Below are 22,749 nucleotides of genomic sequence, written 5' to 3'. Positions count from 1 at the left end.
ATTCGGCTCGGCCTCCGGCTGGACCGCGGCAACGTTTGCAAGGGGAAGAATGACTACACCCGAGACCGGGCAAGATTTCCTGCCGGAAGCGGATTCGCCCGTATCGGCGCGCCAAGGCGGCAGAGGTCCGGTCACCCCGGTGGCTGTGATCGGGATGGCGTGCCGACTCCCAGGTGGCATCGATTCCCCCGAGCGGCTGTGGGAGGCGTTGCTGCGTGGTGACGACCTCGTCACGGAGATCCCGTCCGACCGTTGGGATGCCGACGACTTCTACGACCCTGAGCCCGGGGTGCCGGGTCGCTCTGTGTCGAAATGGGGTGCATTCCTCGACAATGTCGCAGGCTTCGATTCCGAGTTCTTCGGGATGGGCGAGCGCGAAGCGACCGTCAGCGACCCGCAGCACCGGCTGCTGCTCGAAACCTCCTGGGAGGCGATGGAACATGCCGGACTCGACCGCGAGGCTGTGGCCGACTCACTGACCGGTGTGTACGTGGGACTGACCCACAACGACTATCAGCTGGTGGCCGCTGAGGCCGGCGCCGTCGAGAAGCCGTACGGCTTCATCGCCAACAATCCGAGCCTGGCATCGGGCCGGATCGCCTACGCCCTCGGCCTGCACGGTCCCGCCCTCACGGTGGACACCGCGTGCTCCTCGGGCCTGGCGGCCGTGCATCTGGCCTGCCGCAGCCTGCACGAGGGCGAGACCGACCTCGCCCTTGCCGGTGGCGTCGCACTGGCGCTGGACCCCCGCAAGTGGGCGGCCGGATCGGCAGAGGGAATGCTCTCCCCCACCGGTCGGTGCCACACGTTCGACGTGGAGGCCGACGGCTTCGTGGCCGGTGAGGGCTGCGCCGTCGTGATGCTCAAACGGCTCTCGGAGGCGCAGCGAGACGGTGACCGGATCCTCGCCGTGATCCGCGGCACCTCCGCCAACCAGGACGGCCGCACGGTCAACATCGCGACACCGTCACGGACCGCTCAGGTCACCGCTTACCGAGATGCGTTGTCCGCCGCCGGGGTCGACTCGAGCAGTGTCGGCATGGTCGAGGCACACGGTACCGGCACCCCGACCGGTGATCCCATCGAATACGCCAGCCTGGCCGAGGTTTACGGCATCGACGGTCCGTGCGCACTGGCGTCCTCGAAGACGAACTTCGGCCACACCCAGTCGGCGTCCGGCGCACTCGGCTTGGTGAAGGCGGTGCTCTCGCTGCAGGGTGGCGTCGTCCCACAGAATCTCCACTTCAACCGGCTGCCGGACCAGATGGCGGAGATCGAGACCAAACTGTTCGTCCCGCAAGCGAACACGCCGTGGCCGACCAATGGCGGAGCACCCCGGCGGGCGGCCGTGTCGGCGTACGGAGTCTCGGGCACCAACGTTCACGCCATCCTCGAGCAGGCCCCCGAAACCGGGGCCGACACAGCACAGCACGGGGGCTCCGACTCATCGGCAACGGCGCCGCTGCTGTTCGCGCTCTCCTCCACATCGGCGGACGAGTTGCGCCGCACCGCAGGCCGACTCGCCGACTGGGTGACCGCCCATGACGACGTCGAGCTACCCGATCTGGCCTACACACTGGCGCGCCGCCGCGCGCACCGGCCGGTCCGGACCGCGGTCATCGCGAACACCAAGCCCGGACTCGCCGAGGAACTACGCGCGATCGCAGACGGTGACGCCCCGTATCCGGCCGCGGTCGGACGCGACGATCGAGGGCCGGTCTGGGTGTTCTCCGGTCAGGGTTCGCAGTGGGCGGGGATGGGTGCGCAGTTGCTGGCGACCGAACCGGTGTTCGCCGCGACCGTCGCGCAAGTCGAGTCCGTCATCGCCGAGGAGTCGGGATTCTCGGTGACCGAGGCGATGTCGGCGCTGCAGACCGTCACCGGCCAGCACCAGGTGCAACCGACGCTGTTCACGATGCAGGTCGCCATGGCCGCCACCCTGAAGGCACACGGCGTACGCCCGGCCGCGGTGATCGGGCACTCGCTCGGCGAGGCGGCGGCAGCGGTCGTCGCCGGTGCACTCTCACTGGAGGACGGTGCGCGCGTCGTCTGCCGTCGTTCCCGGCTGATGGGCAAGGTCGCCGGCGCCGGCGCCACGGCATCGGTCGAATTGCCGGCCCAGCAGGTGCTTTCCGAACTGATGGCGCGCGGGATCAAGGACGTCGTGGTGGCCGTGGTGTCATCGCCGCAGTCCACGGTCATCGCGGGCGCCGCCGAGAAGGTGCACGAACTCGTCGCTGCCTGGGAGGAGCGCGACGTGATGGCCCGCGAGGTCCCGACCGATGTCGCGTTCCACTCGCCTCAGGTCGACCCGATCCTCGGTGAGCTCAAGGACGCCCTCGGAGATCTGACGCCGATGACTCCCGAGATCCCCTTCTACTCGGCCACCTCCTTCGATCCCCGCGACCAGCCGGCGTTCGACGCCCGCTACTGGGCCGACAACTGCCGTCGCATGGTGCGGTTCGCCACGGCGGTGCAGGCTGCTCTCGAGGACGGTTTCCGCGTCTTCGCCGAGCTCTCGCCGCATCCCCTCCTGGTCCGCGCCCTCAATCAGATCGCCGAGAGCGTGGATGTCCCGCTCGCGGCGCTGGCCGGGATGCGCCGCGAACAAGCGATGCCGCACGGGCTGGTGGGATTCATGGCGGACATGCACAGCGCGGGGGCGGCAGTCGACTTCTCCGTGCTCTGCCCGGCCGGCCGGCTGGTGGACGCGCCGCTGCCGACATGGACCCACCGCCAGCACTGGCTGACCGGGCGCGTGCAGGAGTCCTCGACACACGGCGCCCGCACCGTCTCCGTGCATCCGCTGCTCGGCGAGCACGTCCGTCTGCAGGAGGAACCCGAGCGCCACGTGTGGCAGGGCGAGGTCGGCACCGCCGCGCAGCCCTGGCTCGGCGATCACCAGGTCCGCAATGTGGCTGTGCTCCCCGGCGCGGCGTATTGCGAGATGGCCCTGGCGGCGGCGCGCACGGTCCTCGGTGACGAAGCCGAGGTCCGGGACATGCGCTTCGAGCAGGCGCTGCTGCTGGACGAGGAGACCACGATCGGTGCGGCGGCATCGGTGTCCTCGCCAGGAACCGCCGAGTTCACCGTCGAGACCAACCAGGCGGGCGAGCAGTCACGACAGGCCTCCGCGGTCCTGCAGGTCGCACAGAACGGGCACCCCGCTGCGCACGACGTCGCCGCGCTGCTGGCCGCTCATCCGGCACTGGAGGACGGCGACGACGTGCGCCGGCGGATGGACGAGCGCGGGATGCAGTACGGCGAGGCCTTCTCGGGTCTTGTCGTCGTGCACACCGGCGACGAGGCGTCCGACACCGTGTTGGCAGAGGTTGCGCTACCCCGCCAGATCCGCTCGCAACAGGACGCCTACGGGGTGCACCCGGCTCTGCTGGACGCCTGCTTCCAGTCCGTCGAGGCTCATCCGCTGGTTCGCGCCCTCGGCGAGGGGGCGCTGGGGCTGCCCCTGGGGATTCGCTGGCTTCGCGCCTACGGCACCGCCCGCAAAGCCCATTTCTGCTACACCCGGGTGACGAAGGCCGACACCTCCGGAGTCGAGGCGGACATCGACATCCTCGACGAGCACGGCGCCGTCATCCTCGCGGTGCAGGGCCTGGAGCTGGGTACCGGCGCTTCCGAGCACGACCGGCCGGAACGGCTGCTCGCCGAGCGACTCCTGACCGTCGAATGGCGACACCGGGAGCTGCCCGAGGTCGGGGAGTACGCCGACGGCGGCACCTGGCTGCTCATCAGCACCAGTCCGACCGCGGACGTGGTGGCCACCACGCTGACCGACGTGCTCAAGACCCGGGGCGCCGAATGCACCACGATGGCCTGGCCCCAGCAGGGCAGCTTCGGCGACAGCGCCGATGAGCTGAAGAACCACCTGCGCAGCGGCGGACTCAACGGGGTGGTGATCCTCACGGGACCGAACGACGGCCAGTCCGGGGACAGGGCTCCGCAGCTGGGCCGCGACCACGTGCAGCACCTGGTGCGGATCGCGCGCGAGTTGCCCGAGGCGCCAGGGGAGCCACCCCGCCTCTACGTCGTCACCCGCGCCGCGCAGGCGGTGCTGGCCGACGACCAGCTCAACCTGGAGCAGGCCGGCGTGCGCGGCCTGATGAGGGTCATCGGCACCGAACACCCGCACCTTCGCGCAACGCAGATCGACGTCGACGAGACGGCCGACGCCGAGCACCTCGCGCAGCAACTGCTCAGCGGCACCGAAGAAGACGAGACGGCTTGGCGGAACGGCCAGTGGTACGTCGCGCGGTTGACTCCCAGCCCGTTGCTCCCCGAGGAGCGCAAGACGGCCACCACCGACCTCGAGGGCGTCGGGTTGCGCCTGCAGATCCGGACTCCGGGCGACCTCGAGTCGGCGGAACTGGTGACGTGTGACCGGGTCCCGCCGGGACCGGGCCAGATCGAGGTCGCGGTCAACGCGTCCAGCATCAACTTCGCCGACGTGCTCGTGGCGTTCGGCCGCTACCCCGCCTTCGACGGGAAGCTGCCGCAGCTGGGCATCGACTTCGCCGGCGTGGTCACCGCGGTCGGACCGGGAGTGACCGACATGAAGGTCGGCGACCATGTCGGCGGGCTGTCGGCCAACGGCTGCTGGGGCACCTACATCACCTGCGACGCCAATCTGGCGGTGACGCTGCCGGTCGGGCTGGGTGACGTGCAGGCCGCCGCATTGACCATCGCGACCGCCACCGCCTGGTACGGGCTCAACGACATGGCGCGGATCATGGCCGGTGACAAGGTGCTGATCCACTCGGGCACCGGCGGAGTGGGTCAGGCGGCGATCGCCATCGCCCGCGCTGCCGGCGCAGAGATCTACGCGACCGCGGGAAGCGAACAGCGACGACAACTGCTGCGGGACAGGGGGATTGCGCATGTCTACGATTCCCGCAGCACCGACTTCGCCGAGGAGATCCGTCGCGACACCGATGGATACGGCGTCGACATCGTCCTCAATTCCGTCCCGGGGGCCGCGCAGCGCGCAGGACTCGAACTGCTGGCCTTCGGCGGCCGCTTCGTCGAGATCGGCAAGCGTGACATCTACGGCGACACCCGGCTGGGACTGTTCCCGTTCCGCCGCAACCTCTCGTTCTACGCGGTCGACCTGGCACTGATGTCGGTGAGCCATCCCGGTCGGATCCGGGAGCTGCTGAAGACGGTGTATCAGCTCACCGCGGACGGATCCCTGCCGATGCCGGAATGCACTCGCTACCCGCTCGCCGAGACGGCGACGGCGATCCGGGTGATGAGCGGCGCGCAGCACACCGGCAAGCTCGTGCTCGAGATCCCTCACATCGGGCGCAGCCGCGTGGTGGTTCCGGCGGCTCAGGTACCGGTGTTCCGCAGCGACGGTGCGTACGTCATCACCGGGGGCCTCGGCGGGCTCGGCCTGTACCTCGCGGAGAGGATGGCCGCCGCCGGTTGCGGGCGGATCGTGCTGTCGTCGCGGTCGGCGCCCACACCCGATGCAACCGCGGCGATCGAGCGGATGCGCGCGGGCGGCGCCGATGTGGTGGTCGAGTCCGGCGACATCGCCGACCCGGGGACGGCGCAGCGGTTGGTGGACACGGCCACCGCCGGCGGGCTCCCGGTGCGCGGCGTCCTGCATGCGGCGGCGGTGATCGAGGACGCCACGCTGGCCAACATCACCGACGAGCTCCTCGAGCATGACTGGTCCGCAAAGGTGCAGGGCGCGTGGAACACTCACGCCGCGACCCTCGACCAGCCAGTGGACTGGTTCTGCTCGTTCTCCTCGGCCGCCGCCCTGGTGGGCTCGCCCGGGCAGGGCGCCTACGCCGCGGCCAACAGCTGGCTGGACGCGTTCACCCGGTGGCGGCGCGCGCAGGGCCTCCCTGCCATCTCGATCGCCTGGGGCGCATGGGGCGAGATCGGGCAGGGCACCGCGCTGGCGGAGGGCGCCGGAGTGGCCATCGCACCCGAGGAGGGCGCCTACGCGTTCGAGGCGTTGTTGCGCCACGACCGCACCTACACGGGATACGCGCCGATCATGGGCGCACCGTGGCTGGAGGCGTTCGCCGCACACAGCCCCTTCGCCGAAGCGTTCCGCTCGACCGGGCAGAACGGTTCGGGCACCAGCAAGTTCCGCGCCGAGCTCGATGAGCTGCCGGTCGACGAGTGGCCGGTCCGGCTGCGGCGGCTGATCTCCGACCAGGTCAGTCTCATCCTGCGTCGCAGCGTCGACCCCGACCGTCCGCTTGCGGAGTACGGCATGGACTCGCTGGGCGCCCTCGAACTGCGCACCCGCATCGAGAGCGAGACGGGGGTACGGGTGAGTCCCAAGGACATGACCACGACCGTCCGGGACCTGGCGGGAATGTTGCACGACGAGCTGGTGCCGGTGGCTGCCGCGTGATCGGACGGCGACACTCGCGTCCAGCCGGCGCGGGTGTACGCCGCCGGTCCATCCGCAGCACTCGATCAGACGACGGAAGGTCCTTGGTGCCAACAGCCGGTAGCAGAGTCGGAGTCGCTGCATGTGGAGCCTAGTGCTGTTCGCGGCGCTCGTGACCGCGATCAACCCGGTGCGTCTCGGGGTGGTCCTGCTGATGATCTCCCGCCCCCGCCCTCTGCAGAACCTGATCGTCTTCTGGGTGGGTTGCCTGATCATCGGCCTCCCGGCCCTGCTCCTCCCCCTGTTGGTGGTCAACCTGACGCCCGCCTTGAAGGCCGAGGTGGACGTACTGGCCGCGCCGGGGCCGAACAGCACCGTCCGCTACATACAGTTGGTGGTGGGCGCGCTCGCACTCACCGTCGCACTGTTCATCGCGTTGCGCCCTCTGATGCGCAAGCGCGCCCGTCCGCCGAGAGCACGGCACCGGGCGGAGGGTTCGGTCCAGAGTTTCAGCACCTCTCCTCTGGCTCTTGAATCCGACGATTCCTCGGTGTCCACGCTGACACGTCGCACCAGGGTCGCTTCAGCGGAGCGCGAGTCCTGGTGGCAGCGGCTGGTCGCGCGCGTCCGCAGGCTCTGGGAAGGTGACTCCCTGTGGGTGGCCCTGGTGATGGGTCTGGGTACCGGGCCGCCGGCCGACGGGATGTTGATCGTGATAACGGCGATCCTCGGTGCGGGAGTCGCGCTCAGCACCCAACTGATCGCGGGAACCGCGTACGTGCTCGGGACGCTCACCGTCATCGAGATCATGCTGCTGAGTTACGTGGTCACCCCGACGAAGACCGAGGTCTTCCTGCGCTGGCTGCACGACTGGACGCGCGCGCACTGGCGCCCCCTGATCGTGACCATCTTCGGGATCATCGGAGTCCTCATGCTGGCGACCGGCGCACAGATCCTCGGCTGATCCGCGCTCAGCTCCCGGCCAGTGCGCGGTCTGCCAACGCACCCATCACCGGTGCGAGGGATCCGGCGTACTCCGCGGTCACGTGGGTGGCGTCGAAGTACACCAGGGTGTTGCCCACGATGACCGGGCACCTGCTCTCGGTGCAGAAGAGCTCGGTGAGGTCGGCGTAGTCGCCGCCGTTGATCTGTGTGGATGCCGACTCCCGCGCGATGCCGGACTGATTCACCGCCGCCGATGTCGCGGGCGCGCACGCCGTCGCGTCGTCGAGATGACCCGACAGGCAAGTCGGCACCAGGGTGCGGGGGTCCGGAATCGGGCCGAGGACAAGGATTTTCGAACCCATGCCGTGCACCTGCCGCACGAGGTCACCCAGCCCCTCGATCCACTGCGGACTGTACGACTCGTATGCCGACAGCCAGCCGTGGCCGCCGCCGTACTCGTGGACGGCGCCGTAACGCCGCCACATGCCCACCACCACGAGTTGCGGGCGCTCTGCGTTCAGCCGTCCGATGACGTGCTCGCGCCACTGCTCGCACACGGTGTACACGCGCTGCAGGTACGTGGCGGAGATCGGAAGTGTCATCAGTGGGCAGCTCGCCTTGCCCATGACGGTCAGCCGCCAGCGGCGCTGTTCGGCCAGCCGCTGGAACGCCGGTGCCCACATGACGGCGTTCGAGTCTCCGACCAGGGCCACCGTCGTGGTCGACGCCGGGTCGCCCCAGACGCAGTCCGGCTGTCCGGCTTCGAGGAACGTGCGCATGCAGCCGTCCAGGTAGATGTCCCTGCCCTCGGCTGCCGCCTCGGCCAGTGGCGGGTCGAGATTGGAGGGGACGTCCTTCCGTTCCACGGCTTCGGAGACGGCGCCCTGCACCTGGGCGAACGCCGCGCGGACCGCAGCCTCGTGGCCGTCCGGAGTGTCGTCGGGGGCCAGAGGTGTCACCTGGACGGTCAGCGCGCCGACCGGGGCGCCACTCCCGACGGGGGCGGGAATGACCACGAGCAGCGCGATCGCGACGCCGACCGCCGTTGCGGTGGCGGCGCCGCCGAGCGCGAGACTCCCGCCGGGAGAGCCGCGCAGGCGGGTGGAGTACCGGATCGGGTTCTCGATCGTCACCAGTGTCAGCACCGCCAGCCCCGCTGAGACGAGCACCGCGGCGACGGTGCCCGACAGTCCGAGGGGCCGGCCGGTGAGCAGCGGCGCGAGCAGCAGTACGGGCCAGTGCCACAGGTACCAGGAGTAGGACAGGCGTCCGATCGCCCTCATCGGCGACGACGCCAACACCCGGCCGCAACCCTGCGTCGGCACGGCACATCCGGCGCCGATCACGAGCGCTGCGCCCAGTGTCGGTAACAGCGCAGCGGTTCCCGGATACAGGGTGGATGTGCTCAACGCCGTGCACGCGAAGACGACGACGGCCAGGCCCGTCCATCCCAACAACGACGCAACCACGGGCGGCAGTGCGCTCCAGCGCCCGGCCGTCAGCGCGACCAGGCCGCCGAGGGCCAACTGCCAGGCTCGCGTCGGCAGCGAGAAGAATGCGACCGCGGGCAACAGATGGCTGACCGCCCAGCACAGGGCGAACGATGCGATGGCGACCACAGCGAGAAGTGCGATGTAGGGCCTCGCCGACGGCGCCTCGACGGCGGCTTTGCGTCGTCGTGCACGACGAACGAGCCATGCCGCGAGGATCATCAGCGCCGGCCACACGAAGTAGAACTGCTCCTCCACACTGAGAGACCAGTAGTGCTGGAACGGGGACACCGGCAGGTTCGCGGCGAGGTAGTCGACGCCTTGCAGCAGGAACTGATAGTTGCCGACGTACAGCGCACTCGCGACAGCGTCGACCATGACGCTTTTCGCCTGCAACGGCGGCAGCAACAGCGCCGAGGCCACCGCGATCACGATTCCCACCGTGGCCGACGCCGGCAGCAACCGTCGGGCTCGCGCGCCGTAGAACCGCCGCAGCCGCACGGTGCCGGAGGTGCTCACCTCTCGCCAGAGCAGTCGGGTGATCAGGAATCCCGAGATGACGAAGAAGACGTCGACTCCGATGTATCCGCCGCCCACGCCGGGCACATGGGCGTGGAAGAGAACGACGGCCAGCACCGCGACCGCTCGTAGACCTTCGATGTCCGGTCGGAACCCGATGTTTGCCGGGCGCAGCCGGTGCGCTCCTCGCGTGGAGCCCACGCGGACCGATCCACTCAAGCCGCACCCCCCGGTTCAGCCGATTCGATTCGAGTTCCGTGGTCTCCTCGATCATCGAATGTGAGAAGAAGGTACCGCACAGCTACGTTTGTCGACGCGATTTCGCCACCATGAGCTGCTTCGAAACTTTCCTCAGCAAGCAAGACCATGATCAGCTTCAGCGTCCCGACGTGCATCTACAGGAACCGGGGCCGAGTGTCGTCATACCTGACGGCGCCCCGAGGGGACACAGGCCCGACGCGGCCACGGCGCTTTGCGAGCCCCGCAATCTCACGGCGGATGAGGACTCGGGGGCGCCCCGAGAGTGTAGATGGACACCGGTCGCGACCGGATGAGACCGACACCTCGGCCACAGGCGACACGACTTTCGCCGAATACGCCACCGCACAACGCACGCTACGTAAACTTTGGCAAAATTATCTCGCGAGAAGAAACAGGCTCTCATCGCTGGGAATGAAGGGGACGCGGTGGGCTAGCAACAGATGCATCAGGGGGAACGGGAGTCACAGCGTTGTGAAACCGGCGGCCTTGCCCGCCGCCTGAGGAGGAATAGTGAAATCTGTTGTGAAACTGCTGGTGGCAGGTGTTGCGCAGCCCTGTCTGCTCGGAGGTCTGCTCTTCCTTTCGGCAGGAACCGTCGACTACTGGCAAGCGTGGGTCCTGTTGCTCGTGTTGTTCGGGTTCTCCGGTTGGCTGCCCAGCGTCTATCTCCTGGTCAAGGACCCGGAAGCGCTCGAACGACGGATGCGCGGCGGTCCGGCCGCGGAGACCAGGCCGGCGCAGAAGGTGGCGATGGCCGTCTTCTGGCCGTCGCTGTTCGCCATGTTGGTGTTCTCCGCGCTCGACCATCGCTTCGGCTGGTCGTCGCTCGCCACCGAGATATCGCTGGTCGGCGCCGTACTCGTGGCACTCGGCTCCGCCCTCGTCACGCTGGTGATGTTCCAGAACACGTATGCGGCCACCACCGTGCACATCGAGGACAGTCAAAAGGTCGTCGCCACGGGCGTCTACGGCCTGGTCCGGCATCCCATGTACACCGGCTACCTGATCACGATCCTCGGCATCCCCCTCACCCTGGGGTCGTTCTGGGGTCTCGTGTTCCTCATCCCGTGCGTCGTCGCCGTCGAGATCCGTATCAGGGACGAGGAGCAACTCCTCGAGCACGAACTGGACGGTTACCTCGCGTACATGCAGAAGGTGCCGTGCCGCCTGCTGCCCCTGCGCAGGGAGCACAGGGAACACGGCCGGGCGCCCTTCGCGCTCGACACCTAGCGGCCCCTAGCTGTCGAGCGCCTCCCTCAACTGTTCGCCGTACAGCTTCAGCGATTCCTCGGTGAGCATGGTGTGGTGGGTGCACTCCACCGGCACCGAGCTGATGTCGCCGGCCACGTTGCGGCGCCAACGTCGCATCTGGCCTTCATTCGCCATCTTCGCCTGGAAGCCCGGCAACATCTTGCCGAGACCTTCGCGTTGCACAGCCACGAAGACGACCGCGTCGCCGTCGAAGACACCGGGCCGATGCCTCCTGAGCCGTCTGGTGTTGGCGTCGAGTGACCGTGCCATGAGTCCGAGCATGCCCTCGAGCGGCAGCGGGAGCTCGCGCTGCCCGCCGTCGCCCTCGTCCATGAGCTCCGCCGCGCGCTGGAACACCAGCTGCCTGGACCGCACGGGAACCTCGGACTTGCTCGCGGCGACGATCTTCTCGAAGATCCGGCTCTTGTCCAGCGATCGGCGCGTCGGGAACGCCGCGACCGGGGTGAGGGCCGGGTCGAGCAGGATCAGCCGTTCCACCACTGCCCCTCGCCGCCGGAGCTCGATGGCGACCTCGTGCGCGATGACGCCACCGATCGACCAGCCCAGGAGCTGGTAGGGCCCCGACGGGTACAACGCCTGGATCCTGTCCGCGTAGAGCACCGCCATGCCGGCAATCGAGTCCGGCTCGGCCTCGCCGGCCGACGGCACCTGGTTGATGCCGATGACCGGTCCGTCGTGGTACGTCGCGAGGCTCCGGTAGGACCAGCTGAGCCCGAAACCGTCATGGATGCAGCACAACGGCGTGCCGCTGCCGTCCTTGAAGATGTCGACGGGCACCACCTCTGCTTCGTGCTCGTGCTCGTCGCCCGCCAACCGCTGACTCAACTGCGCCACGGTCGGCGCCTCGAAGAGGGTCCGCACGACGATGTGGGTGTCGAACTCCTTGTTGACCGCCGCCACCAGACGCATCGCCGACAGCGAGTCACCACCCAGCTCGAAGAAGGAATCGTCGACGCTGACTGCCTCGACACCGAGTACCTGCGTGTAGATCTCGGCCAGGGCCGTCTCGGTCGGGTTCCCCGGGGCGCGGTACCGACCGCGGTCCTGGTACTCCGGCGCGGGCAGCATGCGGGCGTCGAGTTTGCCGTTGACGGTCAACGGCAGCGCCTGCAGCGCCACCACCGCCGCGGGCACCATGTAGGCCGGCAGCCGTTCGGCCAGTTGCGCGCGCGCCGTCGCCGAATCGGCGGTGCCGGTCACGTAACCGACCAGCCGCCTGTCTCCCGGGCGGTCCTCTCGTACCACCACCGCGGCCTGGCTCACGCCCGGCAGGCCGGCCAGTGCGGCCTGGACATCCCCCAGTTCGACGCGGTAACCGCGGATCTTCACCTGCTCGTCGGCGCGCCCGAGGTATTGGAGCTGCCCATCGGCGCCCCACCGGACCAGGTCCCCGGTCCGGTACATCCGCGACCCCGGCGCCCCCCACGGGCATGCCACGAACCGGGACGCCGTAAGACCCGCGCGGCGAAGATATCCGACCGCCAATTGCGTTCCGGCGATGTACAACTCACCGATCACTCCGGCAGCCACCGGCCGCATCCACCGGTCCAGCACGAACAACGCCGCGCCGGGCACCGGCGACCCGATCGGGACCACACCCGAGCCCGCCGTGAGCGCCCGGCTCGTCGCGGCGTAGACGGTTGCCTCGGTGGGGCCGTAGGCGTTGACCATCACCCGTCCGGGCGCCCAACGATCCACCAGCTCTGACGGGCACGCCTCACCGGCGACCACCAACGAAAGGGAATCCAGGCCGTCCGGTGACAGCATCCCCAACGCCGACGGTGTCTGACTCAGCACGTCGACCTGCTCGTCGACCAGCAGTGCGTGGAAGTCCTCCGGCGACGCCGCGACGGCCTCGGGCACCACCAACAGCCGACCTCCGCCCAGCAAGGGAGCGAAGATGTCCCACACCGAGACGTCGAACGCGTACGAATGCCACTGCGTCCAGGTGCCGGCACGCGGCAGGTCGACAGGCAGCGACTCGAGCAACTGGACCGCGTTGCGGTGCGTGACCGCAACACCTTTCGGTACACCGGTGGTACCCGAGGTGTAGATCTGGTAGGCGATGTCGTCGGGCGCAGGGGCCGGCAGCACGGCGACCGGTGCCGCGGCGACTGCCGGGTCGTCGACGTCGACGACGTCCACATGGTGACCGGCCAGCCGGGCCCGTGCCGCCGCCGTGGCGATGACCGCCACCGGAGCCGAATCGGCGAGGATCATCGCCAACCGGGCGTCGGGCTGCGACGGATCGATCGGCACGTACGCCGCCCCCGACTCGAGCACCGCCAGGATCGCCACCACCGCGTCGGCCGAACGCGGGAGCAACACCGCGACGCGCTCTCCCGCGCGGGCCCCGCGAGCCGAGAGCACCTGCGCCAACCGCGTGGCCGCATCGCCGAGTTCCCGGTACGTCATTGACCGCTCACCGCTGCGCACCGCGACCGCATCCGGTGTGCGCGCCACCTGTTCGGTGAACAACTCGGGCAGCGACCGTCCCGGCGCGGGGGGCTGGACCGCCGCCGCGCGGTTACCGATCTCGTCGATCCGCGCCCGCTCTTCGGCGGCCAGCAGGTCGACCGACGACAAGCGCATCGTCGGGTCGGCGGTCATCGCGGCCAGCACCCGCTCGAACCGCGCCGCCAACGCCTCGACCGCCGTCGCATCGAACACGCCGGTGTCGAACTCCATCCGCACGCCGAGCTGGTCGCCCGGGCTCGTCTGCACCGTGAGCGGATAGTGCGTGTACTCCCGGGTGACGACGTCGGTGATCGCGAAGTCCTCGGTGCTCATCGCCGCCGAGGAGTCCATCGGGAAGTTCTCGAAGACGAAGAGGGTGTCGAACAGCACCTCGTGACCCGTCACGCGGTGGATGTCGCTCAGTGCGACGTGGTGATGATCGAGCGTGTCATTGTGGTCGCGCTGCAATTGCTCGAGCAGCTCGGCCGTCGTGGTCGCAGTGCTCATGCGGGCGCGCACCGGGACGGTGTTGATGAGTAGACCGACCATCGACTCGGCGCCGGCGAGTTCGGCGGGCCGGCCGGAGACGGTGACGCCGAAGACCACGTCGTCCTGACCGGTCAGCCACATCAGCATCTGCGCCCAGGCGGCCTGCAGCACGGTGCTGATCGTCGTGTGGTGCGAGCGCGCCAGTCCGGTGATCGCGTGGGTGATGTCCTCCGGCAGCACGAACCGCGAGACCCTTCGTTCCGCGGCGTCGAGGCGAGTGGCCGAGCTGACCAGGGTCGGCGTGTCGAAGCCCGAGAGCATCTCGCGCCACGCCGCCTCGGCGGCGTGGCGGTCCTGTTCGGCCAGCCAGGTGACGAACCTGCGGTACGGCGGGGCGGCGGGCAACCGCTGCCCGAAGTAGCCGGCGAAGATCTCCCGCATCAGGATCGGCAGCGACCACCCGTCCATCAGGATGTGGTGATTCGTCAGCACGAACCGGTATTCGTCTGTGGCGGTGCGGATCAGCGCGGCCCGGAAGGCCGGCTCGTCCGCCAGGTCGCCGACCGCGGCGCGTTCGGCGGCACAGATCTCGTCGATCTCCGCTTCGTCGGCGGCGTGCAATTCGACGAGGCGCCAGGGGACCTGCGGCTCGGCCGGAATCACCTGCACGGGTTCGTCGAATCCGTCGCAGAAGCGCGCGGCCAGGTGGGGATGCCGGCGGACCGCGGCCGCCACCGCGTCACGCAGGCGCCCGGTGTCCAGCGCGCCGGCCAGGGTGAAGACCAACTGGACCGCGTAGACGTCGTCGTCCGGCCCGTCGGCGGCCCGGGCGTGGAAGAGCAGTCCCTGCTGCAGCGGAGGCAGCGGCAGGATGTCCGCGATCCGGGCTTCTGAGCTGAGCTCGTCGATCTGGCGTTGACTCAGCCGGGCGGGCACGATGTCGGACGGCGTCAGGCCGCCTCCGCCACTGCGCACGTGCGCGCAGATTCCCGAAAGGGCCTCGAACCACAGCCGGCTGAGCGTGCCGACCTGACCGCTGTCGAGCACGGACGGGGCGTAGATCCAGTCCGCGTGCAGGACCGGGCCGCTGTCGGTCTCGAGGGTGCCGGCGTTGAGGGCGACCGTGTGCGGCAGGGGCATCGGCACCGCGGCGGCGGCGGCGATCGACGCCATGCCGTCCTGGCTGATCTGCCAGAACGCCGCTGCGTCCTCTCCGCTGGGCGCCGACGATCCGAGGCGTCCGAGGTAGTTGAAGCTGACCGTGGGTTCCGCGCCGTCGAGATCGACATCGGGGTTGAGGTAGCGCAGCAGCCCGTAGGTCAGGCCGTCAGGCATCCTGCGCAGTTCTTCCTTGGCGTCCTTGATGATCGACCCGAGCGCCGCGCCGCCTGACGTCACCTCGGACCACTGCAGTTCGCCGACGGTGAGCGCGACAGGGTATTTCGTGGTGAACCAGCCGACGGTGCGGGACAGATCCACGTCCGAGGCCAGGTCGTCGTCGCGCCCGTGACCCTCGACGTCGACGCCGACCGCGGTTCCCCGTCCGCCGAGGTATTCCGACAGCGCCATCACGAAGGCGACCAGCAGGATGTCCTGGACGCCGGCGTGGAACGCCGCGGGCACCTCGCCCAACAGCATCCGGGTGGTGTCGCTGTCGAGTGACATCACCAGGTGGCCTGCGCTCGCCAGTGTGTCCGCTTCGACATCTGCCTGCGCCGTCGCCGCGGGCGCGGTCAGGATCCGCCGCCAGCTGTCGGCCTGCTCGACCACCTGCGGTGACCGCGCGTGCTCGGCCAGCAGCGACGACCACCGCGCGAACGAAGTGGTTGGGGCCGGCAGCATCACGGGCTGCCCACTGTGGCGCTGCGCCCACACGATGTTGAGGTCTTCCATCAGGATCCGCCACGACACACCGTCGACGGCGAGGTGGTGGATGACCAGCGCCAGGCGGCTCGTGGAGCGCTCCCACACCGCGCTGAGCATCACTCCGTTCGCCGGATTCAGCCGCATCCGCGCCGCGACCATCACCTCGTCGGAAACGGCCTCGACCGCGAACAGGCAGTCCTCGGCGCGGACCGCACCGGCCTCGGGGACGGTGAGCCGCCAGCCGTGTGCACGTCCACCGTCGACCACCTTCAGTCGCAGCATCGGGTGCCGGTCCAGCAACGCCTGCACGACGGTGAACACGTCGGCGTCCGAGACCCCTTGGGGCGCCTGCGCGACGACGGTCTGGTTGAACTGGTCGACACCGCGGCCGACCTCTTCGAGCCACCGGATGATCGGGGTCGCCACCACGGTCCCCACACCCTCGTCGAGGATGGCCGCCGACCCGTCGGCGACGCCGACGACGCGGGCGAGCCGTGCGACTGTCTGCTCCACGAAGACGTCTCGCGCCCGGCACTTCAGTCCGACGGCCCGAGCACGGGCCACCACCTGCATCGACATGATGCTGTCGCCGCCGAGGTCGAAGAACGAGTCGTCGACACCGACGGATTCGACGCCGAGCACGTCGGCATAGATCCCGGCGAGGACGTCCTCGACCGCGTTCTCGGGAGCCCGGTACTGCGCGCCGGCCGCGTAGTCCGGGGCCGGCAGCTTGCGGATGTCGAGCTTGCCGTTCGACGTCAGCGGCAGCGCCTCCAGCGCCACCACCGCGGTGGGCACCATGTAGGCGGGCAACCGCTCGGTCAGTGCGTTCCGCGTCTGTGCCGGATCGGCGTCGCCGGTGATGTACCCGACGAGGCGCTTGTCACCGGGACGGTCCTCGCGGGCGATGACGGCGGCGTGTTCGACGCCGTCGATGGCGGCCAGAGCGGCTTGGATCTCGCCGAGTTCGATGCGGAAACCACGAATCTTGATCTGCTCATCGGCGCGGCCCATGTACAGCAACTGGCCGTCGGTGCCCCAGCTCACCAGGTCACCGGTGCGGTACATCCGCGCTCCCGGCTTACCGAACGGGCAGGCCACGAAACGCGATGCGGTCAATCCCCTACGGCCGACATATCCCACGCCGACGCCGCCGCCCGCGACGTAGAGCTCACCGACCACGCCCTCGGGCACCGGCCGCATCCAGGGATCCAGGACGAACAACGCCGCGTCCGGCACGGGCGAACCGATCGGGACCACGCCCGACCCTGCCGCCAGCGGCGCACTGATCGCCACACACATCGTCGTCTCGGTCGGGCCGTAGGCGTTGACCATCACGCGCCCCGGAGCCCAGGTGTCGACGACCTCCGGCGGGCACGCCTCGCCACCGACGACCAGCGCCGCCGACTCCAGACCTTCCGTCGACAGCATGCCGACCGCCGACGGGGTCTGCGTCAGGACGTTCACCTGCTCGGCCACCAGAGTGGCGTGGAAGTCGTCCGGCGACGAGGTCACCGCCTCGGGCACCACGACCAGCCGCCCACCGCCCAGCAGCGGGGCCCACATCTGCCACACCGAGAAGTCGAATGACAGTGAATGGCACAGCGCCCACACGCCGGGCTGCGGCAGACCGGCGTCCAGGGAGCTGAGCAGCTGGGTGACGTTGCGGTGGGTGATCGCGACGCCCTTGGGGGCACCGGTGGTGCCGGAGGTGTAGATGATGTAGGCGAGATCGTCGGCGCTCGGCATCGGCAACGCCGAGCTGGGATGGGTTGCGACGGAGGGCTCGTCGACGTCGATGACGGGCACGTCGAATCCTTCGATCCGCGACCTGTGGTCCGCCGTGGTGAGGACCGCAGCGGGTGCGGCGTCAGTGAGGATGAACTCGAGGCGCGAGGACGGAACCGAAGGGTCGATCGGCAGGTAGGCCGCTCCGGCCTTGAAGACCGCCAGGATCGCCACCACCGCCTCTGCGGAGCGGTCGAGCAGGAGCGCCGCGATCCGCCCTGGGCCCACCCCGCGGCCGATCAGCAGGTGCGCCATCCGGTTGGCGGCCTCGTCGAGCTGGCGATAGGTCAGTGACCTGCCCTCGCAGACCAGTGCCACCGCGTCCGGGATGCGTGCGACGTTTCCGGCGAACACCTCGGGAACCGATGCGGACACCGCCGCCGGTTCCACCAGCACCGCCCGATTGCCGATCGCGTTCAATCGGTCGTGCTCGGCGTCACCCATGACGTCGATCGCCGAAACCCGTTGCGCCGGATCAGCAGCCATCGCGATGAGCACACGCTGCAGGCGCTCGAGCAGTTCCTCGACCCTGGCCGCATCGAACACATCGGTCCGGAATTCGACCGAACCGCCGATGCCTGCGTACTCCCCTGCTTCGCCCCAGCGCTCGGACAGGTTGAAGGACAGGTCCATTCGCGCGGTCAGGGTTTCCGCCGGCACCTGAGACACCTCGAGATCACCGAGTGTCAGTTTCTGGAGCGCATCACCGTTGCCTGCGAAGTTCTGCCATGCCAGCGACACCTGGACGAGAGGATGGTGGGCCATGGATCGCGCCGGGTTGAGCCGGTCGACGAGCACCTCGAACGGCACGTCCTGGTGCTCGTAGGCGGCAAGGCTGCGCGCGCGCACCTGACCGAGCAGATCCCCGACGGTGGGGTCGTCGTCCAGATCGACCCGGAGCACGAGGGTGTTCACGAAGAAGCCCACGAGTTCGTCGAGGGCCGGGTCGCGTCGCCCGGCGATCGGGAAGCCCACCGCGACATCGGTGTTCGCACTCAGCCGGGACAACAGCACCGAGAGTGCGGCCTGCATGACCATGAAGCTGGTGGCATTGTGCCGGCGAGCCACATCACGCAGTCGCTGCTGCACGTCCGCCGGCCACTCCACCATCACGTTGGCGCCCTGCTGGTCCGCCACCAAGGGGTACGGCCTGTCCGTGGGCAGCTGCAACCGCTCCGGCATCCCCGCCAGAGCGTCCTCCCAGTACTCCAGCTGAGCAGCGATCGGACTGCCGGTGTCGTTCAGGTCGCCGAGCTGTGCGCGCTGCCACAGCGTGTAGTCGACATACTGCACCGGCAGGGGCGCCCGCTCGGGCGCCCTGCCGTCCCGCCGGGCCTGGTACGCGATCCCCAGATCCGCCACCAACGGGTTGACGGACACACCGTCGGCGGCGATGTGGTGCACCACACCCACGAGCACGTGTTCGCTGTCGGTGAGTCGGAAAAGCGTTGCGCGCAGCGGAATCTGACCCGCCAGATCAAACGTGTATCGAGCCGAGCCGCCGATCGCCTCGCGCAGCCGCTCAGTGCTCCAGCCCTCGGCGTCCACGATCTGCCAGCCGAAGTCCGCGTCCTCGGCGGGAATGACCAGTTGGTGGGGCACACCGTCCCGCGCCGGGAACAGTGTGCGCAGGCTCTCATGGCGAGCCACCACGTCGGCCAGCGCCGCACGCAGCGCCTCCACATCGAGGCGACCGCCGAGCTGCAACGCCACCACCATGTTGTAGATCGGCGACGGGCCCTGCAGCTGGTCCAGGAACCACAACCGGTTCTGCGCGAAGGACAGTGGCACCTCCGCCGGACGCGACTCGGCGACGGCAAGTGGCTCGAGGGTGTCGCCGGTGCCGACGACGCGGGACGCCAGCTGGCCCACCGACGGCGCCTCGAACAGGTCGCGCACCGCCAGTTCGGCGTTCAGCGACTTGTTCACGGCGGCGATGACCCGCATCGCCGACAGCGAGTCACCTCCCAGTTCGAAGAAGGAATCGTCGATCCCCACCCGATGGGCGCCAAGCACCTGGGCGTAGATGCCCGCCACCAGATCCTGTACGGCGTCGACCGGATCGCGGTGGTGTTCGCCTTCCTGGTACTCCGGTTCGGGCAGCCGGCGCCGGTCGAGTTTGCCGTTGGACGTCAGCGGCAGCTCGTCCATCACGACGATCGCCGCAGGCACCATGTAGGCAGGCAGTCGCTCGGCGAGCGCGGCGCGGACCTCGGCGGGGTCCGCGTCCCCTGTGAGGTAGCCGACGAGCCGCTTGTCGCCGGGACGGTCCTCGCGCGCGATCACCGCCGCCTGAGCCACTCTGTCGAGCCCGGACAGCGCGGTGCGGATGTCACCGAGCTCGATGCGGTAGCCGCGGATCTTGACCTGTTCGTCGGCGCGTCCCAGGTACTGCAACTGTCCGTCGGGGCCCCAGCGCACCAGGTCCCCGGTCCGGTACATGCGTGCCCCCGCCCTGCCGGACGGGCACGCCACGAACCGGGACGCCGTCAGCGGCCCCCGGCCGACATACCCCTGGGCGACGCCGTGTCCGGCCACGTACAACTCACCGATGACACCGATCGGCACCCGCTGCAGGTGATCGTCGAGCACCATGAAAGCCGCGTTGGGCACCGGTGATCCGATCGGCACGACATCCGATCCGGCGGTCAGCGGCGCGGTGAACGACGTGTACCAGGTCTCGGTCGGGCCGTAGCCGTTGATCATCAACCGCCCGGGTGCCCACTGGTCGACCAGCTCAGCAGGACATGCCTCTCCAGCGACCACCAGGGCAACCGAGTCCAGCCCCTCGGGCGACAGAACCGCTGCAGCCGAGGGAGTCTGGTTCAGGACGGTGACGTGTTCGGCGACCAACAGCGCATGCATCTCACCGGGAGAGCGCGCCACCGACTCCGAGACCACGACCAGCCGCCCGCCACTGAGCAAGGCGCCGAACATCTCCCAGACCGAGACGTCGAACGCGAGCGAGTGCCACTGCGTCCACACACCCTCGGACGGCAGATCGAGGTCCACCGACTCCAGCAGCTGGGTCACGTTCCCATGGGTCACCGCCACGCCCTTCGGGACACCGGTCGTGCCCGAGGTGTAGATGATGTAGGCGACATCCTCGGCTGCGGGAAGCGGTAACGCTGCCCGGGCTCGGGTGTCCAGCCGAGGATCCGCGGAATCGATGACGTTGACGCCGAGGCCCTGCAGCCGATCGGCCAGACCGGCGGTGCTGATCGCCGCGACAGGTGCGGCATCTCCGAGGACGAGGCCGATACGCGCGTCGGGATGAGCGGGGTCGATCGGCAGATATGCCGCCCCGGACTTGAGCACGGCGAGAATCGCGACGATCGCATCGATCGAGCGGTTGAAGAGCACCGCGACGCACTCACCGGGCGCGGCCCCCTGGTCGATGAGGAGGTGCGCCAGGCGATCGGCGGTCTCGTCCAGTTCCCGGTATGTCATCGACCGGTCGCCGAACGACAACGCCACCGCGGCGGGCGTACGGGCGACCTGCTCGGCGAACAGAGCGGGAATCGACTTCAGCGGCGGCGCGGGCAGCGCCAGCACGGGAACATTGCCGAACTCGTCGATGCGGACGTGCTCATCGGTGCCCAGAACGACGATGTCGGACACGTGCTGATGCTGATCGGCGGTCATCGCCGTCAGCACCCGCTCCAACCGTCCGATCAGGGTCTCGATGGTCGACGCGTCGAACACGTCGGTCCGGAACTCCACTGCCCCACCGATTCCCGCGGCCTCACCACCGTCGGTCCAGCGTTCGGCGAGCGAGAAGGTCAGATCCATCCGTGCGGTCTGGGTGCCGATCGGCAACTGACTGACTGTGGCGTCTCCCAGCTTGACGTCCAGACCGTCATCATCGCGGCCGGCGAAGTTCTGCCAGGCGAACAGAACCTGCACGAGTGGATGGTGCGTCATGGATCGAGTCGGATTGAGTCGATCCACCAGGACCTCGAACGGCACGTCCTGATGCTCGAATGCAGCGAGGCTGCGTCGACGGACCTGATCCAGCAATTCGCTGATCGTCGGATTCTCCGCGAGGTCGACCCGCAGAACCAGCGTGTTGACGAAGAACCCGACCAACTCCTCGAGAGCGGGATCGTTGCGCCCGGCGATCGGGAAGCCAACGGCCACATCGGAACTCGCGCTCAGTCTACCGAGGAGCACCGCCAGTGCGGCCTGCATCACCATGAAGCTGGTGGCGTCGTGCTCGCGGGCCACGTCGCGCACCCGCTGCTGCAGGTCTGCCGGCCAGTCCACCGTCACGCTCGCGCCCCGGTAATCGGCCTTCGCCGGGTAGGGCCGATCGGTCGGCAACTCCACGCGCTCCGGCAATCCGGCCAGCGCGCTCTCCCAGTACGCCACCTGCGCGGCAATCGGGCTGTCCGGGTCGTCCAGGTGCCCCAGCCGCGCCCGTTGCCACAGCGTGTAGTCGACATACTGCACGGGCAGCGCCGGCCACCCCGGCGCCTGTCCCTGCAGGCGTGCCAGATAGGCCTCGCCCAGGTTGCGCACCAGCGGCGCAATCGACGACCCGTCGGCGGCGATGTGGTGGACCACCCCCACCAACACATGCTCGTCGTCGCCGACATGGAAAAGGGTCGCCCGCAGTGGGGTGTCCACAGCCAGATCGATGGTGTGCCGCGCCGCGTCGCCGACCGCTTCTTCCAGGCGGTGAACCGGCCAGCCGGCCGCGTCGACGATCTGCCAGCCGAAGTCGGCGGCGTCGGCCGGGAGCACCTGCTGCCGCGGGATTCCGTCATCTGCGACGAACACCGTGCGCAACGACTCGTGCCGGATCACCACGTCGGACAGCGCCATCCGCAGCGCGTCCGTGTCGACGCGGCCCGTCAGCCGCAGCGCGATCACCATGTTGTAGACCGGCGACGGTCCCTGCAGCTGGTCGATGAACCACAGGCGGTTCTGCGCAAAAGACAACGGCACGAACGCAGGACGCTCACAGGGCACCAACGGCGCACGCCCGCCGCCGTCACCCAGGCGGCTCACCAGCGCTGCGACCGTGGGCGCCTCGAACAGGTCGCGGACCGAGATCGCGGCGTTGAGCGACTTGTTCGCCGCGGCGACGACCTGCATCGCCGACAGCGAATCGCCGCCGAGTTCGAAGAAGGAGTCGTCGACTCCGACGCGTTGCAGGCCCAGGACCTGACTGTAGATGCCGGCCAGCACCTCCTCGACCGCATCAGAAGGTGCCCGGTAACCACCGCTGTCGCCGTACTCAGGCTCAGGCAGTGCACGCTTGTCCAGCTTGCCGTTGACGGTCAA

At 69.0% G+C, this 22,749-nt stretch carries 4 protein-coding genes and 2 pseudogenes; 3 read left to right on the top strand and 3 right to left on the bottom strand.

Annotated elements, in window-relative coordinates; all coding sequences use genetic code 11:
* Window positions 1–49 precede the first annotated feature (49 nt).
* Together pks2 and H7I41_RS16575 are read left to right on the top strand one after the other, a co-directional pair.
* Window positions 50–6,394, top strand: coding sequence for a sulfolipid-1 biosynthesis phthioceranic/hydroxyphthioceranic acid synthase (gene pks2 / locus H7I41_RS16580; protein ID WP_264013694.1), 6,345 nt, complete (start codon window positions 50–52; stop codon window positions 6,392–6,394).
* A 121-nt stretch (window positions 6,395–6,515) separates the two neighbouring features.
* A complete protein-coding gene (locus tag H7I41_RS16575; RefSeq protein ID WP_264013693.1) occupies window positions 6,516–7,337 on the top strand; it encodes a GAP family protein in 822 nt (273 codons plus the stop codon).
* A 7-nt stretch (window positions 7,338–7,344) separates the two neighbouring features.
* Here H7I41_RS16575 and H7I41_RS16570 read toward each other — a convergent pair whose 3' ends face one another.
* Entirely contained in the window at window positions 7,345–9,528 is a 2,184-nt protein-coding gene (locus tag H7I41_RS16570; RefSeq protein WP_264013692.1) for an acyltransferase family protein, read from the bottom strand.
* Between the two features lie 570 nt (window positions 9,529–10,098).
* Between H7I41_RS16570 and H7I41_RS16565 the strand changes: the two genes are divergently transcribed.
* Window positions 10,099–10,818: a methyltransferase family protein gene (locus H7I41_RS16565; protein WP_264013691.1), complete on the top strand. Its 720-nt coding sequence runs from the start codon at window positions 10,099–10,101 to the stop codon at window positions 10,816–10,818.
* 6 nt (window positions 10,819–10,824) lie between these two features.
* Here the strand turns inward: H7I41_RS16565 and H7I41_RS16560 are convergent.
* Both H7I41_RS16560 and H7I41_RS16555 read right to left on the bottom strand, forming a co-directional pair.
* Window positions 10,825–11,589 (bottom strand): annotated as a pseudogene (locus H7I41_RS16560) (thioesterase domain-containing protein); the annotation flags it as partial.
* 72 nt (window positions 11,590–11,661) lie between these two features.
* Window positions 11,662–22,749, bottom strand: a pseudogene (locus tag H7I41_RS16555) (amino acid adenylation domain-containing protein); the annotation flags it as partial.

It is taken from the genome of [Mycobacterium] manitobense, from assembly GCF_025821665.1.
Lineage (GTDB): Bacteria > Actinomycetota > Actinomycetes > Mycobacteriales > Mycobacteriaceae > Mycobacterium > Mycobacterium arseniciresistens.
The sequence above is the reverse complement of the archived record's forward strand: the minus strand, read 5'-3'. Positions and strand labels throughout refer to the sequence as shown.

Bases quoted from the DNA above. Each gene is read 5' to 3' on its own strand.
- pks2 (WP_264013694.1), top strand. From the start codon at position 50: ATGACTACACCCGAGACCGGGCAAGATTTCCTGCCGGAAGCGGATTCG.
- H7I41_RS16575 (WP_264013693.1), top strand. From the start codon at position 6,516: ATGTGGAGCCTAGTGCTGTTCGCGGCGCTCGTGACCGCGATCAACCCG.